At 41.9% G+C, this 18,172-nt stretch carries 18 protein-coding genes and 1 pseudogene; 1 reads left to right on the forward strand and 18 read right to left on the reverse strand.

Annotated elements, in window-relative coordinates; genetic code table 11:
• From era to mtaB, 15 genes and pseudogenes are all read right to left on the reverse strand, one after another.
• Window positions 1-906, reverse strand: coding sequence for a GTPase Era (gene era, locus ABS301_RS10395; protein ID WP_349672168.1), 906 nt, complete (start codon window positions 904-906; stop codon window positions 1-3).
• A gap of 17 nt (window positions 907-923) precedes the next feature.
• On the reverse strand, window positions 924-3,848 hold the full coding sequence (locus ABS301_RS10400; protein WP_349672169.1) for an insulinase family protein: 2,925 nt from the start codon (window positions 3,846-3,848) through the stop codon (window positions 924-926).
• A 34-nt stretch (window positions 3,849-3,882) separates the two neighbouring features.
• Window positions 3,883-4,704, reverse strand: a complete 822-nt coding sequence (locus tag ABS301_RS10405; RefSeq protein ID WP_349672170.1) for a YdcF family protein — start codon at window positions 4,702-4,704, stop codon at window positions 3,883-3,885.
• 209 nt (window positions 4,705-4,913) lie between these two features.
• Window positions 4,914-5,456: a phenolic acid decarboxylase gene (locus ABS301_RS10410; protein ID WP_349672171.1), complete on the reverse strand. Its 543-nt coding sequence runs from the start codon at window positions 5,454-5,456 to the stop codon at window positions 4,914-4,916.
• Window positions 5,457-5,506: 50 nt separating this feature from the next.
• Window positions 5,507-6,744 (reverse strand): annotated as a pseudogene (locus ABS301_RS10420) (DUF6198 family protein).
• A 29-nt stretch (window positions 6,745-6,773) separates the two neighbouring features.
• Complete coding sequence (locus tag ABS301_RS10425) at window positions 6,774-7,190, reverse strand: MarR family winged helix-turn-helix transcriptional regulator (RefSeq protein WP_349672173.1); 417 nt, start codon at window positions 7,188-7,190, stop codon at window positions 6,774-6,776.
• Window positions 7,191-7,349: 159 nt separating this feature from the next.
• Window positions 7,350-8,579, reverse strand: coding sequence for a peptidase U32 family protein (locus tag ABS301_RS10430; RefSeq protein WP_349672174.1), 1,230 nt, complete (start codon window positions 8,577-8,579; stop codon window positions 7,350-7,352).
• Window positions 8,576-9,241 (reverse strand): O-methyltransferase, encoded by a 666-nt coding sequence (locus tag ABS301_RS10435; protein ID WP_349672175.1) that lies wholly within the window; start codon window positions 9,239-9,241, stop codon window positions 8,576-8,578. The genes ABS301_RS10430 and ABS301_RS10435 overlap by 4 nt, the downstream gene beginning before the upstream one ends.
• Complete coding sequence (locus ABS301_RS10440; RefSeq protein ID WP_349672176.1) at window positions 9,238-9,633, reverse strand: endolytic transglycosylase MltG; 396 nt, start codon at window positions 9,631-9,633, stop codon at window positions 9,238-9,240. The genes ABS301_RS10435 and ABS301_RS10440 overlap by 4 nt, the downstream gene beginning before the upstream one ends.
• 44 nt (window positions 9,634-9,677) lie before the next feature.
• Window positions 9,678-11,345 carry a ribonuclease J gene (locus ABS301_RS10445; RefSeq protein WP_349672177.1) on the reverse strand — a complete coding sequence of 556 codons (1,668 nt, stop codon included), beginning with the start codon at window positions 11,343-11,345 and terminating at the stop codon, window positions 9,678-9,680.
• An 18-nt stretch (window positions 11,346-11,363) separates the two neighbouring features.
• Window positions 11,364-11,828, reverse strand: coding sequence for a Fur family transcriptional regulator (locus ABS301_RS10450; RefSeq protein WP_104436685.1), 465 nt, complete (start codon window positions 11,826-11,828; stop codon window positions 11,364-11,366).
• Between the two features lie 25 nt (window positions 11,829-11,853).
• Window positions 11,854-12,135 carry a DUF1292 domain-containing protein gene (locus tag ABS301_RS10455; protein WP_277408902.1) on the reverse strand — a complete coding sequence of 94 codons (282 nt, stop codon included), beginning with the start codon at window positions 12,133-12,135 and terminating at the stop codon, window positions 11,854-11,856.
• Window positions 12,125-12,565: a Holliday junction resolvase RuvX gene (ruvX, locus tag ABS301_RS10460; protein ID WP_349672281.1), complete on the reverse strand. Its 441-nt coding sequence runs from the start codon at window positions 12,563-12,565 to the stop codon at window positions 12,125-12,127. The genes ABS301_RS10455 and ruvX overlap by 11 nt, the downstream gene beginning before the upstream one ends.
• Window positions 12,566-12,873: 308 nt before the next feature.
• Window positions 12,874-13,134 (reverse strand): IreB family regulatory phosphoprotein, encoded by a 261-nt coding sequence (locus ABS301_RS10465; protein ID WP_104436687.1) that lies wholly within the window; start codon window positions 13,132-13,134, stop codon window positions 12,874-12,876.
• 80 nt (window positions 13,135-13,214) lie between these two features.
• Window positions 13,215-14,534 carry a tRNA (N(6)-L-threonylcarbamoyladenosine(37)-C(2))-methylthiotransferase MtaB gene (gene mtaB, locus ABS301_RS10470; RefSeq protein WP_349672178.1) on the reverse strand — a complete coding sequence of 440 codons (1,320 nt, stop codon included), beginning with the start codon at window positions 14,532-14,534 and terminating at the stop codon, window positions 13,215-13,217.
• Between the two features lie 150 nt (window positions 14,535-14,684).
• Here mtaB and ABS301_RS10475 point away from each other — a divergent pair, with 150 nt between their 5' ends.
• On the forward strand, window positions 14,685-14,918 hold the full coding sequence (locus ABS301_RS10475) for an HPr family phosphocarrier protein (RefSeq protein ID WP_104436689.1): 234 nt from the start codon (window positions 14,685-14,687) through the stop codon (window positions 14,916-14,918).
• Between the two features lie 67 nt (window positions 14,919-14,985).
• Here the strand turns inward: ABS301_RS10475 and thiI are convergent, their stop codons facing one another.
• From thiI to ABS301_RS10490, 3 genes are read right to left on the reverse strand one after another with little or no spacing between them, the layout of a single operon-like run.
• On the reverse strand, window positions 14,986-16,164 hold the full coding sequence (thiI, locus tag ABS301_RS10480; RefSeq protein ID WP_349672179.1) for a tRNA uracil 4-sulfurtransferase ThiI: 1,179 nt from the start codon (window positions 16,162-16,164) through the stop codon (window positions 14,986-14,988).
• 27 nt (window positions 16,165-16,191) lie between these two features.
• Window positions 16,192-17,346, reverse strand: a complete 1,155-nt coding sequence (locus ABS301_RS10485; protein WP_349672180.1) for a cysteine desulfurase family protein — start codon at window positions 17,344-17,346, stop codon at window positions 16,192-16,194.
• Window positions 17,347-17,359: 13 nt separating this feature from the next.
• Complete coding sequence (locus ABS301_RS10490; protein ID WP_349672181.1) at window positions 17,360-18,100, reverse strand: 16S rRNA (uracil(1498)-N(3))-methyltransferase; 741 nt, start codon at window positions 18,098-18,100, stop codon at window positions 17,360-17,362.
• Window positions 18,101-18,172: the final 72 nt, after the last annotated feature.

Genomic DNA, 18,172 nt, shown 5'->3' on the forward strand with positions numbered 1-18,172 from the left:
TTAGATATCCTTCTGGCTATACCCATAATTTTTCATATACAATTCACTGTCACGCCACTCTTTGCGAACCTTGACCCACAGCTGTAAATTTACCTTCATCTCCAGCTGCGACTCGATCTCTCTTCGTGCTGCGCTTCCAATTCTTTTTAACATGACGCCGCCTTTTCCGATGATGATTCCCTTATGGGATTCCCGCTCACAGATAATATTGGCTTCAATATCCATGATTCCGTTATCCCGTTCCTTCATTTTCTCTACTGTTACTGCAATTCCGTGAGGAATCTCATCGTTTAAAAGCCGGAGCGCCTTTTCTCTGATCAGTTCTGCAGTGATCTGACGCATGGGCTGGTCAGTCACCGTGTCTTCGTCGTAATACTGGGGACCTTCCGGAAGATATTTATAAATCAGATCCAGCATCAAATCCGTATTCTTATCCTTTAAGGCGGATACCGGAACGATCTCTGCAAACTTGCAGATATCTTTATAAGCGTTTATAAACGTGAGAATCTGTTCCTGGTTCTTCACCGTATCAATCTTGTTAATTACCAAGATTACCGGTGTTTTTACCTGGTTTAACTGCTCGGCGATATGCTGCTCTCCTGCACCGATAAAGGTGGAAGGCTCCACCAGCCACAGAACTACATCCACTTCCTTTAACGTATGCTCTGCCACGTTTACCATATACTCTCCCAGCTTGTTTTTCGCCTTGTGGATTCCCGGAGTATCATGGAATATAATCTGCCCCCTGTCATCCGTATATACGGTCTGAATCTTGTTTCTTGTTGTCTGCGGCTTGTCGGAAGTAATGGCAATCTTCTGCCCGATTAAATGATTCATCAGAGTAGATTTTCCCACATTTGGGCGCCCGATTAAAGAAACGAAGCCAGATTTATAATTTTGATCCATATAGATTCTCCTTTGTGTTATGAGTGGAATAAGTTCTTTGTCTCTGCGAACATAGAGCTTTCCGCTGCGATTTTTTCTTCATTGCCGATGACACAGAGACTGCCAGTGCTTAATACCGCTTTTACGATAGGAGCCAGTCTTTTAATATCTTCCTGTGATGCATTTAACACTTCTTCCCGCTCTTTTTCCATCATTTCCCTTGTCACACCTGACAAATAGGCGGACAGACCGCGGTTTCCTTTGGTAGACGGCGGATAGGGGACATCCATATCACTGATGGTTCCGATAACGTATTTGGTCATATCCCGATCTTCCACCTGGAAGTTTTCTAAATATTCCACCACGCCTTCGTAGATCCGGTTTGTTTCTTTTAAGTTAGGATCCCGGTAAGAGGCAAAATAGCCTTCGCCGGAACGCCCGAATCCGCTCATACAGCCGTAAGCGCCTCCCTTGACTCTCAAATTGATCCAAAGGTAGTCATAGCTTAAAATAACTTTTAATATCTTTAATGCTCCGGTATATTCCATACCAGTGCCTGCAAAGGTTCCGCATCTTGCCACATAGTTGACCTGGGAAGCGGTTGTAAAGCCTTCGTTTCTGTTTCCTGACGGGTAGAGGAAGGAATACCGTTTTTCGTCTCCAGCAGGCAGCCCATCCGTCAGCTTTTTCATTGCATCGGGCAGAAGGGCATAACCTTCTTTGTCTGCTGTATAGCTGACCAGCATATTGCCGGTTGTAAAAAGCTTTTTCACCACAGACTGAAATCTGGCTATCAATGTTTTCTTATCAGCCGGATATTCTTTATCCAGCTTTTCCAAAAATTCATAATAACCGATTCCTCCGGTTATATCATTAAAGTAGGCTGCTGAGGAGAAATAGGATGTGGCCCTTGCCACTGCCGCCGAATGGCAGGCTCCTTCCAGTTTCATTCTCGCTCTGGATCTGGTTTCGCTGATTACCTCTCCCACCCGCTTTTCATCATCTAAAAGGGAACGGGTCAGTATTTCATTTAAAATAGAAAATCCGAAATCAATTTTATCATAGAGCACTCTCGCACTTGCCATGAAATAGCCTTTAAACTGACCTCTGTTTTGTAAATCAGGATAAGAGGTGACACTGAAGCTGACACCGCCGCTGTTTAAATGAATCTCACTGGCTAAATCACTGTACGTGAAATTCTCAGTATTCACATATCCAAGCAGGGATTTTAAAAACCCTACATAAGGTAAATCCTCCATCGGCAGAACCGATGTATCAAACAGTACTTTCAGGTAACCAATTCCAGAACTGGACATCTCATGATGAATCACCTTAACTCCATGGACATCCTTCTCTTCCCAGATAATCTCTTCCGGATCCCTGCTGATATCCTCTCTGGCGAGCATGGGGATCTTTTCCAATTCTTCCTGGGGAGACGGGCTTTCCTGATATTCTCTTAACGCTTTTGTCTGAATGATTAACCGGTCAATCTCTTCTTCGGAAAGAGATGCCTTATATTTAGCAAGCTTTCCTGCTATTTTTCTGTCTTCTTCCGCTGTTAAGTTCTTTTTCGGGCTGACGGTCAGCACCGCCTCAAAGGGATTATCTAACAGATACTCTCTGATCAGCTGTTCGAAATAGCCGTCATCCACTACTTTCTTTAAATAATCAAAGGTAGCCTGATACTGTAAATGCATCATGGGATCGCCATCATAAAGCCAGCTGTCCATACACTGAAGTCCATACATCAGCCCTTTTGGTGCGGAACCGTAATCTGCTTCCCGATAACGGAATTCATAGTAATTCATGCCTGCCTTTAAACTCTTTTTGTTAATCCCCTCATCTGCCAGCTTTCTTAAGGTTCCCTTGACCACTGCAAGGAACTCTCCCAGCTGCTCTTTGTTGGCATTCTTTGCAACCACCGTGAAATACGGCTGCAAAATCCCACTGTCGTATCCACCAAGAATATCCTGGCCAATTCCTGCATCAATCAGTGCCTGCTTTAAAGGAGCACCTGGCGCATCAAGAAGGGTATATTCAAGAATCTGGAATGCCACATACAGTTTGGGGTCCAAATCAGTACCCACTACGGTGTTGATGGAAAGATAGGTGGCGTTTTCTTCGGATTCCCCTTCTGTTATGGAATAGAATGTCTCTTCCTGTACTGGATGTTCAAACGGTTTCTGTCTCTCAATTCTGGAATCAACCTCTGCCTGATCATAGTGGCTTAAATACTCACGGTCCAGCCATGTAAGCTTTTCTTCCATATCCATATCACCGTAAAGGTAAATATAACTGTTAGAGGGGTGATAATACTTCCTGTGGAAATTTAAGAATTCCTCATAAGTGAGATCCGGGATAAAGGATGGATCTCCACCGGATTCCTGGCCATAGCAGTTGTCCGGGAAAATTACCTTTCTGGTAAAACGGTCAAGAACTTCTTCCGGAGAGGAAAAAGCACCTTTCATTTCGTTATAAACCACTCCATTGTAGATTAAATCCGAGTCTTTATCTTCCAGCTCATAATGCCAGCCTTCCTGCATAAAGATCTTCTCTTCTTTATAAATGTTTGGATGAAGTACTGCATCCATATAGACATTCATCAGGTTATGAAAATCCTTTTCATTGCAGCTGGCAACCGGGTATACGGTTTTATCCGGATAGGTCATGGCATTTAAGAATGTATTAAGGGAACCTTTGACCAATTCCACAAAAGGGTCTTTTACAGGGAACTGATCAGAACCGCATAAAACACTGTGTTCCAGAATATGAGCCACTCCTGTGCTGTCCCCCGGAGGAGTCCTGAATCCAATGTTAAATACCTTATTATCATCGTCGCATGGTATAATGAAAATTCTGGCTCCGCTTTTCTTATGATGGAGTACGCAACCTGTGGCGTTTAACTCCGCAATTTCTTTTTCCTCCACAACCTCATAGGCCGCAAGATTTTTTAATTGATTCATATATGATTTCTTCCTCCTGCAAATTCTGTATTATTTACATATTGCCCACTAATTTGTCTTTTAATATCGCTGCACACTCTCTCACACAAAAGTGTAAGAAAAGAATGGGGTCGGAGTCACAGGATATGGCACAGATATCCGGAATTCCCCATTTTTTTGCTATCTGCTGGGCTCGGTATACATGAAAATCATTGGTCAGCACCCCAATCTTAATAGGCTTGTCAGGTACCTCCATAAACGTTCCGGGTTTCATAATAATTGGATTATCCAGCCGGCTGACCTTCTTCCTGGCCTGATCTTCTTCTATTGCAACTCTGCTGTATGCTATATTCTCTACCGTACTGAAAGACCGGGTGTCTAAAATCAGCTTTTCCTCCCTTACCCCGTTATACACCAGATAATCCCGCATAGCAACTGCTTCACTGACTGGTTCATCCTCTCCCTGCCCGCCGGAAAGCACCAGAATGGTACCGGGATTGTCATCCAGATATTTGATTGCTTTATCCAATCGTTTTTTCAAGGATTTGCTGATTCCGGTTTCTTTCACTCTTGCCCCAAGCACAATGACATAGTCCAGATTCGAGGTGTCACGGACAGTGACTCCGGTAAATATAAGAATCTCCACCACCACAAACACCAGGATTCCTGTACAGCACATAGTGACCACCGATACCGGAATCCATAAGGGAATTTTGTCCTTATATTTTATATATGCTTCCCATCCTGCAGCCAGCAATACGCTTATGGCAGCGAACATTAACCAGATTAATGAAAATGAAGTGGTAATGCCAGAATAAATCACGATCACAGTATAATATATGATACAGGAAACAGCTATCAGCCATAAAATCCACATGGTTCATCGGCCTCCATTCTATAAGTTCTAAGCCCAGGGAAATTTTGGGCATTATACTTTAATAGCATACCACAATAAGGGGATTTCTACAACCAGGCAAAAGAAGTCGGAATAAGAGGTATCTGATAATAAAAAAAGCCGGAAGGCTAAATAATAAATTAAGAGCCATTCCGACTTGATTCTAAAACACAAAAATCCTAAATACTATATTATTTCTTAATGCGTTTGTAGTCTTTCGTATAATAGATTCCATTTCTGATATCATTGGTCATTCCCTCATATGGCGCCTCACAGATAACATCTTCATTATCTTTACCTGCATCACCCATATAAGTTATTTTTGCAAATTCCGGAACGATATATTTGGGATACGTTTCATATTTCATTCTGGATTCTTCCATTAAATCGATGTGTTCATTTTGATAGCAGACAGTGATCTCCGGGTGCTCATGAACCCATTTAGGAAAAAATATAACGCCGTGCAGCTTTCCTTCATTTGGCATAAAATCTAATGCAACATCAGTTCCGGTAGGTTCTGTCCAGGTAATTTTAAATACACCGTCTGTCAATTTTACCATATCAGCTTTTTGATCTGTTACCCACCGACCTGCGACCATTCCGCCATGAATGCGGTAATCTACCGTATTTTCATTTTTTGCATACCATTCATACTCCCACCCATTATCATAGGTGTATATAAAATGCGTTCCTATAAAATCATTTAAATCTTTGAAGTTCTTTTTGTTTTCCATCTGTCTGTCTCCTTATATTCAATTATATATGTGTAAATATCATTTGATATTTATTTAGCCAATTCCGTAATAATTTCTGCCGCTTTTTCTGCCCCATATATGTTTGCCTTTAATGATAAATCATAAGCATTCGCCATTCCCCACTCTTTTTGCATGAAATGTCTGCAATAACTTTTCCGTTCAGAATCTGCTTTTTTGATTTTCTTTTCAGCTTCTTTTTCATTAAGGCCTTCGCGGATCATTACGCGTTTCACTTTAGAAACCATATCTGCGCAGATAAAAACATGAAAAGTATTCTTTTGTTCTGTCAGGATAAAATTGGCAAGTCTTCCAATAATAACACAGGATTCCTTTGCTGCAATTTCTTTAATTGTTCTTTCTTCTGCATGAAAAAGTGCATCATATTTCCCATCTTCTCCATTAATATAAGCATAATTTTATACAAATCAAATAAAAAGCTATGTGTCAATTTCTGGTCGTTATTCAGGACAAATTCATCTGAATAACCGTTTTCTTTTGCAACACGATGAATGAGTTCATCGTCATAATAAGCAATCCCAAGTTTCCCTGCAATCAGTTTGCCAATTTCCCTGCCTCCACTGCCATACTCCCGTGCAATGGTAATAACCAGGGGGTCCTGATTTTGTTTTTCAGTACTACTGTCTGCATTTGTATTTTGGGGGAGTAACCAGTTTGTAAATGGAAACAGTATTCTTCCGAAAGACCTGGCAATGAGTCCTACAAACAAAGCTGCAAAAATGGTTCCTTCCCGAACTCCCTGAATTCTATGAAACAAAAAGATGGAAACAATACCTGCAATTACTGTCATAGATGTATCGAAACATACTTTTGTTATTCCAAATTCCACTTTAAATCTTTGTGTTATTGCCTTAACAAATGCTTCTCCCGAAAGCATCACCACATCCGCAATCACTTCCAGATAAACACCAAATCCTAAAATGAAACAGCCAATGATCAAAGAAGCTGCCTTTAAATAATATTGGTCCGGTTCAAGCCAAGACAATACTTTCATAGATAGATCAATAAAATATCCGAATGCAACTGATACTGGTACCTGGAGTAACTGTACCTTCTGAAAATTTTTTCCAAGTATTGCTACCTGCAATGCAATCAATAACAGACTAAATATAATTGTAAACTGTCCTAATGTTGGAGTGAATCCAAGGCTTAAAACATATGGAATACTTGAAATAGGTGATGTACCAAGATTTGCCTTTGTGACAAAACTTACACCGAATGAATTGATGTACAATCCGATCAGAAACACAACATAACGTTTTGTTAACTCTCTTTTGTTCAAAATAATACTTCCTTTAAATTCTTATTTACTCGCTTTAAATACTCTGTAAACTGTTCTTTTTCATCGTTTGTAAAATCTTTTAATGCAGTTTCTTTTACAGATTCAAATGCTTTTTTTACATAAACAGCTTCTTCTTTTCCTTTCTCTGTTAAATACACATACCAGAACCTGCGATTATTATTTTGCATTTTTCGCTCAATGATTCCACTCTTTTCCATTCTTGATAACAGACTGGTAACAGTTGCCGGCTCTATTCCACATGCCAGTGCAATATCCTTTTGTACGGATCCGTCATGTTCAAACAGATACTCCAAAATCTTTGGTTGTCCTGAAGAAAGTTCTCTGCCTGCCAACTGTTCATATACTTGTTTTGTAAACATTGTATGGTTTTCCAACATTAATTTATGATACATAAATCTCCCCTCTTTTATAACACATTGAATTCTAACAGTTTGAATTCTAATTGTCAAGTAGTATTCTTTTAATAACTTATTTTGTTATGGTTTCTGATTAATATAAAAGACAAGTAAGGATAAAGAGGCGACTGCTTTCCTTTTCCTTACTTGTCTTTTTTAATTCAATTCACTTCTGCGAAGAATGTCATATTGTTCCATTTCCACTGTTAGTTCTACATAAAGAATCTGCTGCGGGTGAGGAGCACTTTCCTGGCTGTTTCCGTTCTCGTCGTAAACAGCCTTAACGATAGCTTCCATATTTCTTCCATCCGGCTTCATTACCTCAATAGCCTCTCCCACCGTGAATTTATTTTTCTGTTCGATTTTTGCATATCCTCTCTCATCAACAGCCAGAACCGTTCCTAAATAGGTGTAATTTTTTACATAGGTATTGTTGTCGTAGATCTGAGTGTTTTCATCAGGCTTGCCGAAATAGAATCCGGTCGTAAATTGCCTGTAGGTACATTTTCCGATTTCAGAACGGTACCAGTCCATATTCGCTTTATAAAGTTCCGGATCTTTGTTGTAATCATCAATGGCTTTCCGATAAGTTCTTGCCACCGTTGCCACATAAAGAGCCGTTTTCATACGTCCTTCTATCTTAAAGCTGTCAATTCCCGCATCCATCATCTCCGGAATGTACTCAATCATGCATAAATCCTTGGAATTAAAAATGTAAGTGCCCCGTTCATTTTCATAAACCGGCATATACTCGCCCGGGCGCTTTTCTTCCACAATGGAGTATTTCCATCTGCATGGATGGGTACAGGCTCCCTGGTTTGCATCTCTGCCGGTCATATAGTTGCTCAGTAAACAACGGCCGGAATAGGACATGCACATGGCTCCGTGTATAAAGCTTTCGATCTCTAAATCTTCCGGAATCTTTCCCCGAATTTCCTTTATCTCGGCAAGGGACAGTTCTCTGGCAGATACCACACGCTTTGCTCCCAGCTGATGCCAGAATAAATAGGTACCGTAATTTGTATTGTTGGCCTGAGTGCTGATGTGAAGCTCCATATCCGGAATCACCCGTTTTGCAATGGCAAATACACCCGGGTCGGAAATAATCACCGCATCTGGTTTTATTTCATTTAATTCGTTAAAATATTCCTCTACTCCGGAAAGATCATCGTTGTGAGCCAGAATGTTGGCTGTGATATAAACTTTTACCCCGTGTTTGTGGGCAAAGGCAATTCCTTCCCGGATATCATCATTTGTGAAGTTTTTTGCCTTGGCGCGCAGTCCAAAGGCTTCTCCTCCGATATAAACAGCATCTGCACCGTAAATGACTGCGGTTTTTAACACTTCCAGGCTGCCTGCCGGAATCAAAAGTTCGGTCTTTCTCATGAAACTCCTCTCTCGTACTTCTCTTTTAAAATGCTGACGGTAATTCCGTCTCCAATGGGAACCACCGATGTAATAAGCTGGTCACAATGCTTTAATTCAAACAGATATTCCCGCATCCGGGTGTGAATGGTCCGGTTACGCCGCTCTACTGCATAGCGGGACTCTATAATGTCTCCATCCTGGAGAACATTGTCTGAAATCAGCATTCCACCTGGCCTTAAGAGTTCAAGAATTCTGGGAAGCCAGACTAAATACTGGCCTTTGGCGGCATCTAAAAAGACAAGGTCAAAGGGGCCGCTAAGCCCCTCTAATACCTCCTCGGCATCCCCTTCATACAGGGTAATTCGATCCGTTTCTCCGGCTTTTTCAAAGTTAGACTTCGCCAGGGGAATTCTTTTCTCGTATTTTTCTATGGTAGTGATATGACAGTTAGGGGGCATTACTTCTGCCATCAAAAGGGCAGAATATCCCACCGCTGTTCCCACCTCCAATATGGCCTGCGGCTGCATGGCGGCAGTCATTGTCTGTAAAAAAGCGGCGGTTTCTTCCCGGATCACCGGAACCCCTTCCATTCTTGCCTTTTCTCCAATCTCTGTAAGTAACCCGTTGCGGTCCGTCTCCAGAGATTTAATATATTCCGTTATCCTGTCGTTAACAATCATTGTTTATCTTTCTTTTCCTCCGCATTATCATTCATCATCTGAAGGATCTCCTTGGAGGTCATGGAAGTATTAAAGGTATAGATACCTGGATTCACCTTATAATCAAAGAACTCTGCCTGTATGATAAAGGAATATTCATTGGCAATTAAGCCGCTTCCCTTTAAAAGTCTGGCTACCCGCGCAGCTGATGTACCCTTTTCCACAGTAATGTTCTTATCCTGGCCGGGTTTTTGTTCAACTGCGGAGGCATAGAATATCTCATGACCAAAATCATAGCCTCTTGTCACGCCTTCATACAGCAGCATTACGACCAGTGCAAAAATGATAAGTCTGGAGGATATGGCTATGATCGCTCCTGTTATTTTGTTTATCTCATTCGTTGTCCGGCTCATAACGATCCATTCCTTTCGCCTTAAAGGCAGGAGTTAAAAAACTCCTAAACCTCCATAATGATCGGCAGAATCATGGGATTACGCTTCATGCGCTTCCAAAGGAAATCGCTTAAGCTGTCCCGGATAATATTCTTGATTTTACCCCAGTCGTTGATTTTGCGTTCCAGGCAGTCCTGAACTGCATCATTTACAATGGCTCTTGCCTCTTCCATCAGATCCTCTGATTCTCTGACATATACAAAACCTCTGGATACAATGTCCGGTCCTGCAAGAAGCTGATTGGAATATTTTTCCAGAGTCAGCACAACCACAATAATTCCGTTCTGTGCCAGATTCTGTCTGTCTCTTAATACGATATTTCCTACATCACCAACTCCAAGTCCGTCTACCAGAATCCCTCCGGACTGAACGTGATCTACTACCTTCCAGGATTCTGATCCCAGCTCAACCACGTCACCGGAGGACATAATAATTATATTCTCCTTTGGAATACCCATGGACTGAACCACACTCTTTTGTGCAATCAAGTGACGGTATTCTCCATGTACCGGAATGGCGTACTGAGGACGAACCAGGGCATACATCAGCTTAATTTCTTCCTGACATGCGTGTCCGGATACATGGGTATCTTCGCAGATTACCTCAGCCCCCTTCATGGAAAGCTCATTGACAACCTTTGAAACTGCTTTTTCATTGCCAGGAATCGGGTTGGAGCTTAATATAATCACATCATTTGGCTTAATGGAAACCTTCTTATGAGTACTTCCAGCCATACGGGAAAGAGCTGCCATGGATTCCCCCTGGCTTCCCGTCGTGATCAGTACGGTCTGCTCATCGGGATAATTCTTCAGCTGATCAATGTCAATTAATGTGCCTTCCGGGATATTAATGTAACCCAGTTCACTGGCCGTACCAATTACATTGACCATACTTCTTCCTTCTACTACAACTTTACGCCCGTTCTTGGCTGCGGAATTGATTACCTGCTGCACACGGTCCACGTTGGATGCAAAAGTTGCCACTATGATACGGTTATTCTTATGATCTGCAAATATATTATCAAAGGTCTTTCCAACCGTCTTTTCCGACTGGGTAAAGCCTGGTCTCATGGCATTGGTACTGTCACACATGAGGGCAAGCACGCCTTTTTTTCCAAGTTCTGCAAAACGCTCTAAATCTGCCGGTTCTCCAAATACCGGAGTGTAGTCAATCTTAAAGTCTCCTGTATGAAGAATCACACCTGCCGGCGAGAAAATAGCAAGGGCAGATGCATCGGCGATGCTGTGGTTTGTTTTGATGAATTCAATACGGAAACAGCCTAAATTAATGGACTGTCCATGTTTAATCACCTTTCTCTTGGTGTTTTTCAAAAGATTATGTTCTTTTAATTTGTTCTCGATTAATGCGATGGTCAGTTTGGTGCCATAAACAGGCACATTGATCTCTTTTAAAATATAAGGGAGCGCACCGATATGATCCTCATGACCATGAGTGATGACAAATCCCTTTACTTTGTTAATATTTTGTTTCAAATAGGAAACATCCGGGATTACCAGGTCGATTCCAAGCATATCATCTGTCGGAAATGCCAGTCCGCAGTCCACAACAATGATGCTGTCCTCGTATTCAAAAGCAGTGATATTCATACCAATCTGCTCCATTCCTCCTAAGGGAATGATTTTAACTTTCGCGTTGCTGTCTTGTTTCTTCAATCTTTTACCTCCGTTTTATTATTTCCCGTCCTGATCTTCTTCCATTTTTTCCCGGCATTCCCTGCAGTACCCGTGAAGTTTCACTTCATGATCTGTTACCATAAACCCCTCTGTATCAAGAAGTGCCTGTTCCAGAGTATCTAAAAGGTCGCCCTTAAAGGAAAATACTTTTTGGCATCGGCTGCAAATGGCATGGTGGTGGTGATGTCCGGACTCACGATTAAAGCCCCCCAGTTCGTAGCGGGCAAATCCATCATCAAAGCTGACCTTATCAATCACTGACAAATCCACCAGCACCTGTACAGTCCTGTAAATCGTGGCAAGTCCGATCTCCGGGCAACTCTGTCTGGCCAGATCATAAATCTCCTCTGCAGTCAGATGTTCTCCCGGACGCTCAGCCATGAGTTCCAGCACCAGCATACGCTGATTGGTCACCTTGAGTCCTTTTTTTCGAAGCATATCTTTAAAAACTTCCTGTTCCATACAACAGTCCCTCAATCACTTACCATCATTTTTCAATATCCACATCCGCTCCGTCAAGCAGTTCGGAAAATATTTTAAATAAATAATCTATCTCGTTATCATCCTCAACAAACTCATACAAAGCTTCTTCTTCATTCTGCTTTGACATGTCTTTTAAGATGTAACATTCTCCTTCTTCATCCTCATCTGTGGAATCTGTTACCAACAGATAATTCATACCATTAATTCTGGTTTCTTCTAACACATAAAAAATAATTTCTTCCCCTTCGTCATTGGTCAGGGTAATTTTTCTCTCTTCACTGTTCATTGCCTGTCTCCCGTTTTAAACTGTCTAAATATCCCTGCAGAATGAGTCCTGCTGCCACCTTGTCAATGACTGCTTTCCGGTTTTCCCGTCTCACACCGCTCTCCATCAAAATTCTCTCAGAAGCGGCCGTAGTCAGTCTCTCATCCCATAAAACCACAGGAATTCCTGTCCGGCGTTCCAGCATATCTTTAAATTCCTCAGTCTTCTTAGCTCTGTCTCCAGCCGTGTTATTCATATTCTTAGGATAACCCAAAACAATGGTTTCAATCTCATAATCCTGAATCAGTTCCTCAATTCGGGCACAGGTTCTTCTCAGTTTATTTTCTTCTTCTCTCGTAATTGTCTCCACACCCTGGGCAGTTATACCCAGTAAGTCGGAAACTGCAACTCCCACAGTCTTAGAACCAAAATCAAGTCCCATGATTCTCATATTTCCTCTTTCCTGTCCACGTTTTTTGGACATAAAGGTATGTTCGTAAGAACGTTCCTCTTTCCTGTCCACGTTTTTTTTGGACATAAAGGTATGTTCGCATGAACGCTCCTTTTTCCTGTCCACGTTTTCTTGGACATAAAGGTTTTCAAAGTATAAAAATGTACAACAAAACAAAGCTGGTTCGCAGCCAACTAGATAAAAACAAACTGCCAGACTCCGCCTCTTACCACTTCATCTGACAGCTGTAACGCATTGCAAAGGTCTTATAGAGTTGAAACCTACCCGACTGACACCGAAGGGCGTCATTACTTTAACTTCGTATCAATATATACCCGCATCAGTTCTTCCAGAATCTCGTCCCGTTCCACTTTCATGATCAGACTTCTGGCATTCTTATGGCTGGTGATATAGGTAGGGTCACCTGACATAATATACCCCACAATCTGGTTAACCGGATTATAGCCTTTTTCTGTGAGGGCAATATAAACCTGTTCCAGTACCTGACTTACGTCCAGCTTATTTTCCTGGACTGCTTTAAAAAATTGTGTATTATGAATATCGCCCATGTTTCTCACGTCCTTTAACTGTTCTCCTTTATTTTAAACCATAATCATGGATTCGGCAAGATAAAAATAATTTTTGTCTCTTAACATTTTAAAAATATGATTTCATCTGTCAGCATTTCCCATAAAGTTCCCTTTATCATTCTGCCTTTTAATCCATCTTCAAAAGGCACTGCTGCTTTTATATATTCCTTTGTATGACCAATCACGTAACGCTTTCCATCCACCTCATATTCTTCTTCCATCAGCACTTCGGTCTGACTTCCCAAATGAGATTCACGGTAAGAAAGTGACATCTCCCGTTCCAGAGACAGAAGCTCACCGCTTCGCTTTGTTTTTACAGATTCCGGGATCTGATCCGGCATATCTGCCGCTCTGGTTCCGTTTCTGACTGAATATTTAAACACATGCATTTCGTAAAACTGGAGTTTCTTTAAATATTCTCTGGTGGTTTCAAATTCAGCGTCGGTTTCCCCAGGAAACCCTACTATGATATCGGTTGTTATGGCAGGATTCTTAAATGCACTGCGAAGAAGCTCACAGCCTGTTAAGTATTCCTTGGTATTATATCTCCGGTTCATGCGCTTTAACGTAGCATCACAGCCGCTTTGCAAAGACAGGTGGAAATGAGGACATATCTTTTCCATCCCGGCAAGAGTTTCCGCAAACTCTTCGGTTATAATCCTTGGTTCCAGGGAACCCAGACGGATTCGTTTGATTTCCGGTATTTCATGTACTTTTATAATTAAATCCAGCAGGCCGATTCTCTCCTCTGCCGGGAAATCCATGCCGTAAGAGCTTAAATGAATTCCTGTTAAAACAGCTTCCTCATATCCCAAAGCCGCCAGCCGTGTGATCTCTTCCACCACTTCCTGGGGCTTTCTGCTTCTGACCCGTCCTCTGGTGTAAGGGATGATGCAGTAACTGCAGAACTGATTGCAGCCATCCTGCACCTTCACAAAAGCTCTGGTGTGATCACCGATCCTGCTGATGGAAAGATTCTCATATTCAGCGGTATGGCTGATGTCAATCACCGTTTCTTCCTCTGTCACTTTGTTCTGTGCAAAGTAATCCTCCAGAATGGAAACCAGCTCTGTCTTTTTATTATTTCCTATCACCAGATCGACTGCTTCGTCTTTTTTCAGTTCTTCGCCTGCTGCCTGGACATAACATCCGGCTGCAATAACGACTGCACCAGGATTCATTTTCTTGGCGCGGTGAAGCATCTGTCTGGATTTTCGGTCAGCAATGTTGGTTACAGAACAGGTGTTGATAATATAAACATCTGCTCCCTCTGCAAATGGTACGATCTCATAGCCTGCGTTTTCCAAAAGCTGCTGCATTGCTTCTGTTTCATATGAATTTACCTTGCACCCAAGGTTATGCAGGGCTGCCTTTCTCATTTTATTTTCTCCTATCTAAATATTGCTTAAATTTTCAGTATTTTCATGTAAAATTACCATTGACTTTTATACAATAAATCAGTAGTATTGAAGTGAAAAAGGGGGCGATTCCCTGATTAATAAAAGAGCTCACGCAAGGAGGTTTTTCACATGAAAACAGTTCGTATATCTTTAAATTCCATCGACAAAGTAAAATCTTTCGTAAATGACCTGACAAAATTTGATACAGACTTTGATCTTGTTTCCGGCAGATATGTGATCGATGCAAAATCCATTATGGGTATTTTCAGCCTGGATTTATCCAAGCCAATTGATTTAAATATTCATTCCGAAAGCGCTGTCGATGAAATCTTAAACATTTTATCTCCATATATTGTAGATTAACTTGATTAAGAGTTATTTGAGAAATGGGATCCGTCCTTTTAATAAGGAGCCGGACCCCATTTTTTCTTTAACACCAGACTTTTTCTACGGTACGAATGGCCGTCTCAACCAGCTCATCAATCTTCTCTTCCAGTTTTTCTTCTGAACGCTCAATCATCTTAATGCTTGGCTTTGTAACGGGGTGCTTTGCAACAAAAATGGTGCAGCAGTCCTCGAAAGGAAGTACAGAAGTTTCATAAGTTCCAATTTTTTCTGATACGTCAACAATCTCCTGCTTATCAAAACCGATTACCGGACGGAATACCGGAATTGTACAGACTGCATCAGTCGCTGCCAGTGAATGCATGGTCTGTGAAGCTACCTGTCCAATGCTTTCTCCTGTGATTAATGCCTGCGCTCCTGCTTCTCCCGCCAGATGCTCAGCAATCCGCATCATATAACGTCTCATGATGATTGTAAGTTCCTCATGAGGACATTTGTCATAAATATAAAGCTGAATGTCAGTAAAATTCACGATATGAAGGTGAACTGGCCCGGAATATCTGGAAACCAGCTTTGCAAGATCAATGACCTTTTCCTTTGCCCGTTCGCTGGTATAGGGCGGAGCGTGGAAATAGACCGCATCAATTTTAACTCCCCTTTTTGCAATCATATAACCAGCTACCGGACTGTCGATTCCACCGGATAATAAAAGCATGGCTTTTCCGTTGGTTCCTACCGGCATTCCTCCCGGTCCCGGAATAATTCTGGAATAAATATTAATTTTATTTCTGACTTCTACATAAAGCATAACTTCCGGCTTATGGACGTCAACCTTTGTGTCAGGAAATGTATGAAGAATCACTTCTCCCAGATCCCGGTTAATCTGCTCTGAGTTAACTGGATACCGTTTGTTTCCTCTTCTTGCATACACTTTAAATGTAAAATGCTTATCGTCATAATACTGGTCCACATAAGTTAAAACCTGTTGTTTTAAATCCTCATAACCATTGTCCTCCACCTGAACCATGGGACAAATGGCTGCGATTCCAAATATGCGGCTTAATGATTCCACAACTTCATCAAAGTCGAATTCAGACTGGGCAGCGGCATAGATACGTCCGGATTCCTTGGAAACGATAAAATCTCCATCCAGCCTCTTTAATGCATGGCGGATGTGTGCTACAAGAGCATCCTCGAATAAGAAACGGTTTTTTCCTTTCACACCGATTTCTGCGTATTTAATTAAAAATGATTGATATTGCATCTGTTGTCCTTTCTTTTAAAAACCCATTTAACCTCTCTGGTACCGCCTGAGTACAGGCAGCAGTTCCTTTAAGGTTTGTATGCAGTAGTCCACTTCTTCCCTTGTATTAAAAACTCCAAAACTAAATCTTAAGGTGGAATCCAAAAGTTCTGGTTTTATACCAATTCCCTTTAAGGTTCCGCTGACAGCCGGATGGTTGGAGGAACAGGCAGAACCCGAAGATACATAAATCTCTTTCTCCTCCAGTGCGTGAAGGAGTACTTCACTGCGGGTTCCGGAAAAGCTGGCACTGGCAATCTGTGGTGCCGACAATTCTCCTTTTAAGCTGTTTACGGTTACCCCGTCTATTTCTGACAGCCTGTCAATCAAATAATCCTTAAGTTCAGTAATTGCGCGGATTTTCTCTCTGTGATTGGTATACATAAAGTTTGCGGCTGCAGATAAACCTGCAACACCCGGAACATTTTCCGTACCGGAACGCATACCCCTTTGCTGGCCTCCGCCATATATCATGGGCCTTATTTTAACCCGTTTATCAATGTAAAGAAAACCGACCCCTTTCGGGCCATGGATTTTATGAGCGCTTACTGAGAGCAGGTCAATTCCCTGGCTCTTTGGCCGGATCAAAAGCTTCCCGTAAGCCTGTATGGCATCAACATGAAATAAAATGTTTGGATTTTTCTTTTTTATAATTTTAGAAATAGCTTCCACTGGTTCAATGGCACCGATTTCATTGTTTACATACATGATGGAAACCAGAATCGTGTCCGTGCAGATTGCTTCCTCCAATTCTTCCAGGTTAATATGACCCTGTCCGTCAACAGAAAGATAGGTCACCCGAAATCCCTGCTCTTCCAGATAGGCAAGAGGATTGTATACGGATGCGTGTTCAATCCCAGTACTGATAATATGGTTTCCCGCCCGTTTATTGGCCATGGCAGTCTCGATAATAGCCATATTGTTGGACTCGGAACCACCGGATGTAAATACGATTTCCTTTGCAGCCACCTTTAAAGTTCCTGCAATGGTTTCGGCAGCTTCTTTGATATACCGTTCCGCATCCAGTCCTTTTTTATGCCTGGCTGATGGATTTCCATAATCCTCCATCATTGTTTTTATTACAATCTCTTTCACCGGCTCCAGAACTTTGGTCGTTGCCGAATTATCAAAATATGCTTCCATTTATATCATCTCCCTAAACGCTTTCCAACTGAAACCCAAGTACAGAAAGAACGAAAAGTCCCGCAGTTTCCGTGCGTAAAATACGTTTTCCCAGTGTAATGGTATGTGCGCCGTATGATTCTCCAAGTTCCACTTCCCCATCCTCAAAGCCGCCTTCCGGTCCGACAAAAATCCCAACTTTCATACCCGGTTTTATGCGGGTAACAATCTCCCTTGTGTGTGCCATTCCTTCGGCATGTTCAAAAGGCAGCAAAAGAATGTCAAATTCCTTTGCATATTCAAAGGCTTCCCGAAGAGTCTTCACTCCAGTCACTTCCGGAATCAAAAGCCGTTTAGACTGCTTGGCCGCACTTTCAGAAACAGCAGCCCAGCGTTTGATTTTTGACTCCTCTTTCTTCTTATCAAGCTTCACCACAGCACGCTTCGTTTCAACTGGAATGATCTTAAACACTCCAAGTTCTACTGCCTTTTGTATGATCAGTTCCATCTTGTCGCTTTTGGGAAGTCCCTGAAATAAATAAATCTCCACAGGCAGCTCCGTGCCGCCTTCCCGGATCTCTAATATCTTTGTCATAACCTCATCAGAAGAAATGGACAGAATTTCACACAAATAATCCTTATCCACTCCATTGCTAAGCAAAATTTCTTCTCCAGGTCCCATGCGCAGAACATTTTTTATATGGTTCACATCCGTTCCGGCAATTCGGACCGTGGTCTCCCCGATCTGGTCCTGCTGCACAAAAAAATGATACATTATTTTCCTCTTTCTTGTCCATGTTCTTTGGACATAAAGGTATGTCCGCAGGACGTTCCTCTTTCTTGTCCA

The sequence above is a fragment of the Lacrimispora sp. genome, from assembly GCF_031982545.1.
Taxonomy (GTDB): Bacteria; Bacillota; Clostridia; order Lachnospirales; family Lachnospiraceae; genus Lacrimispora.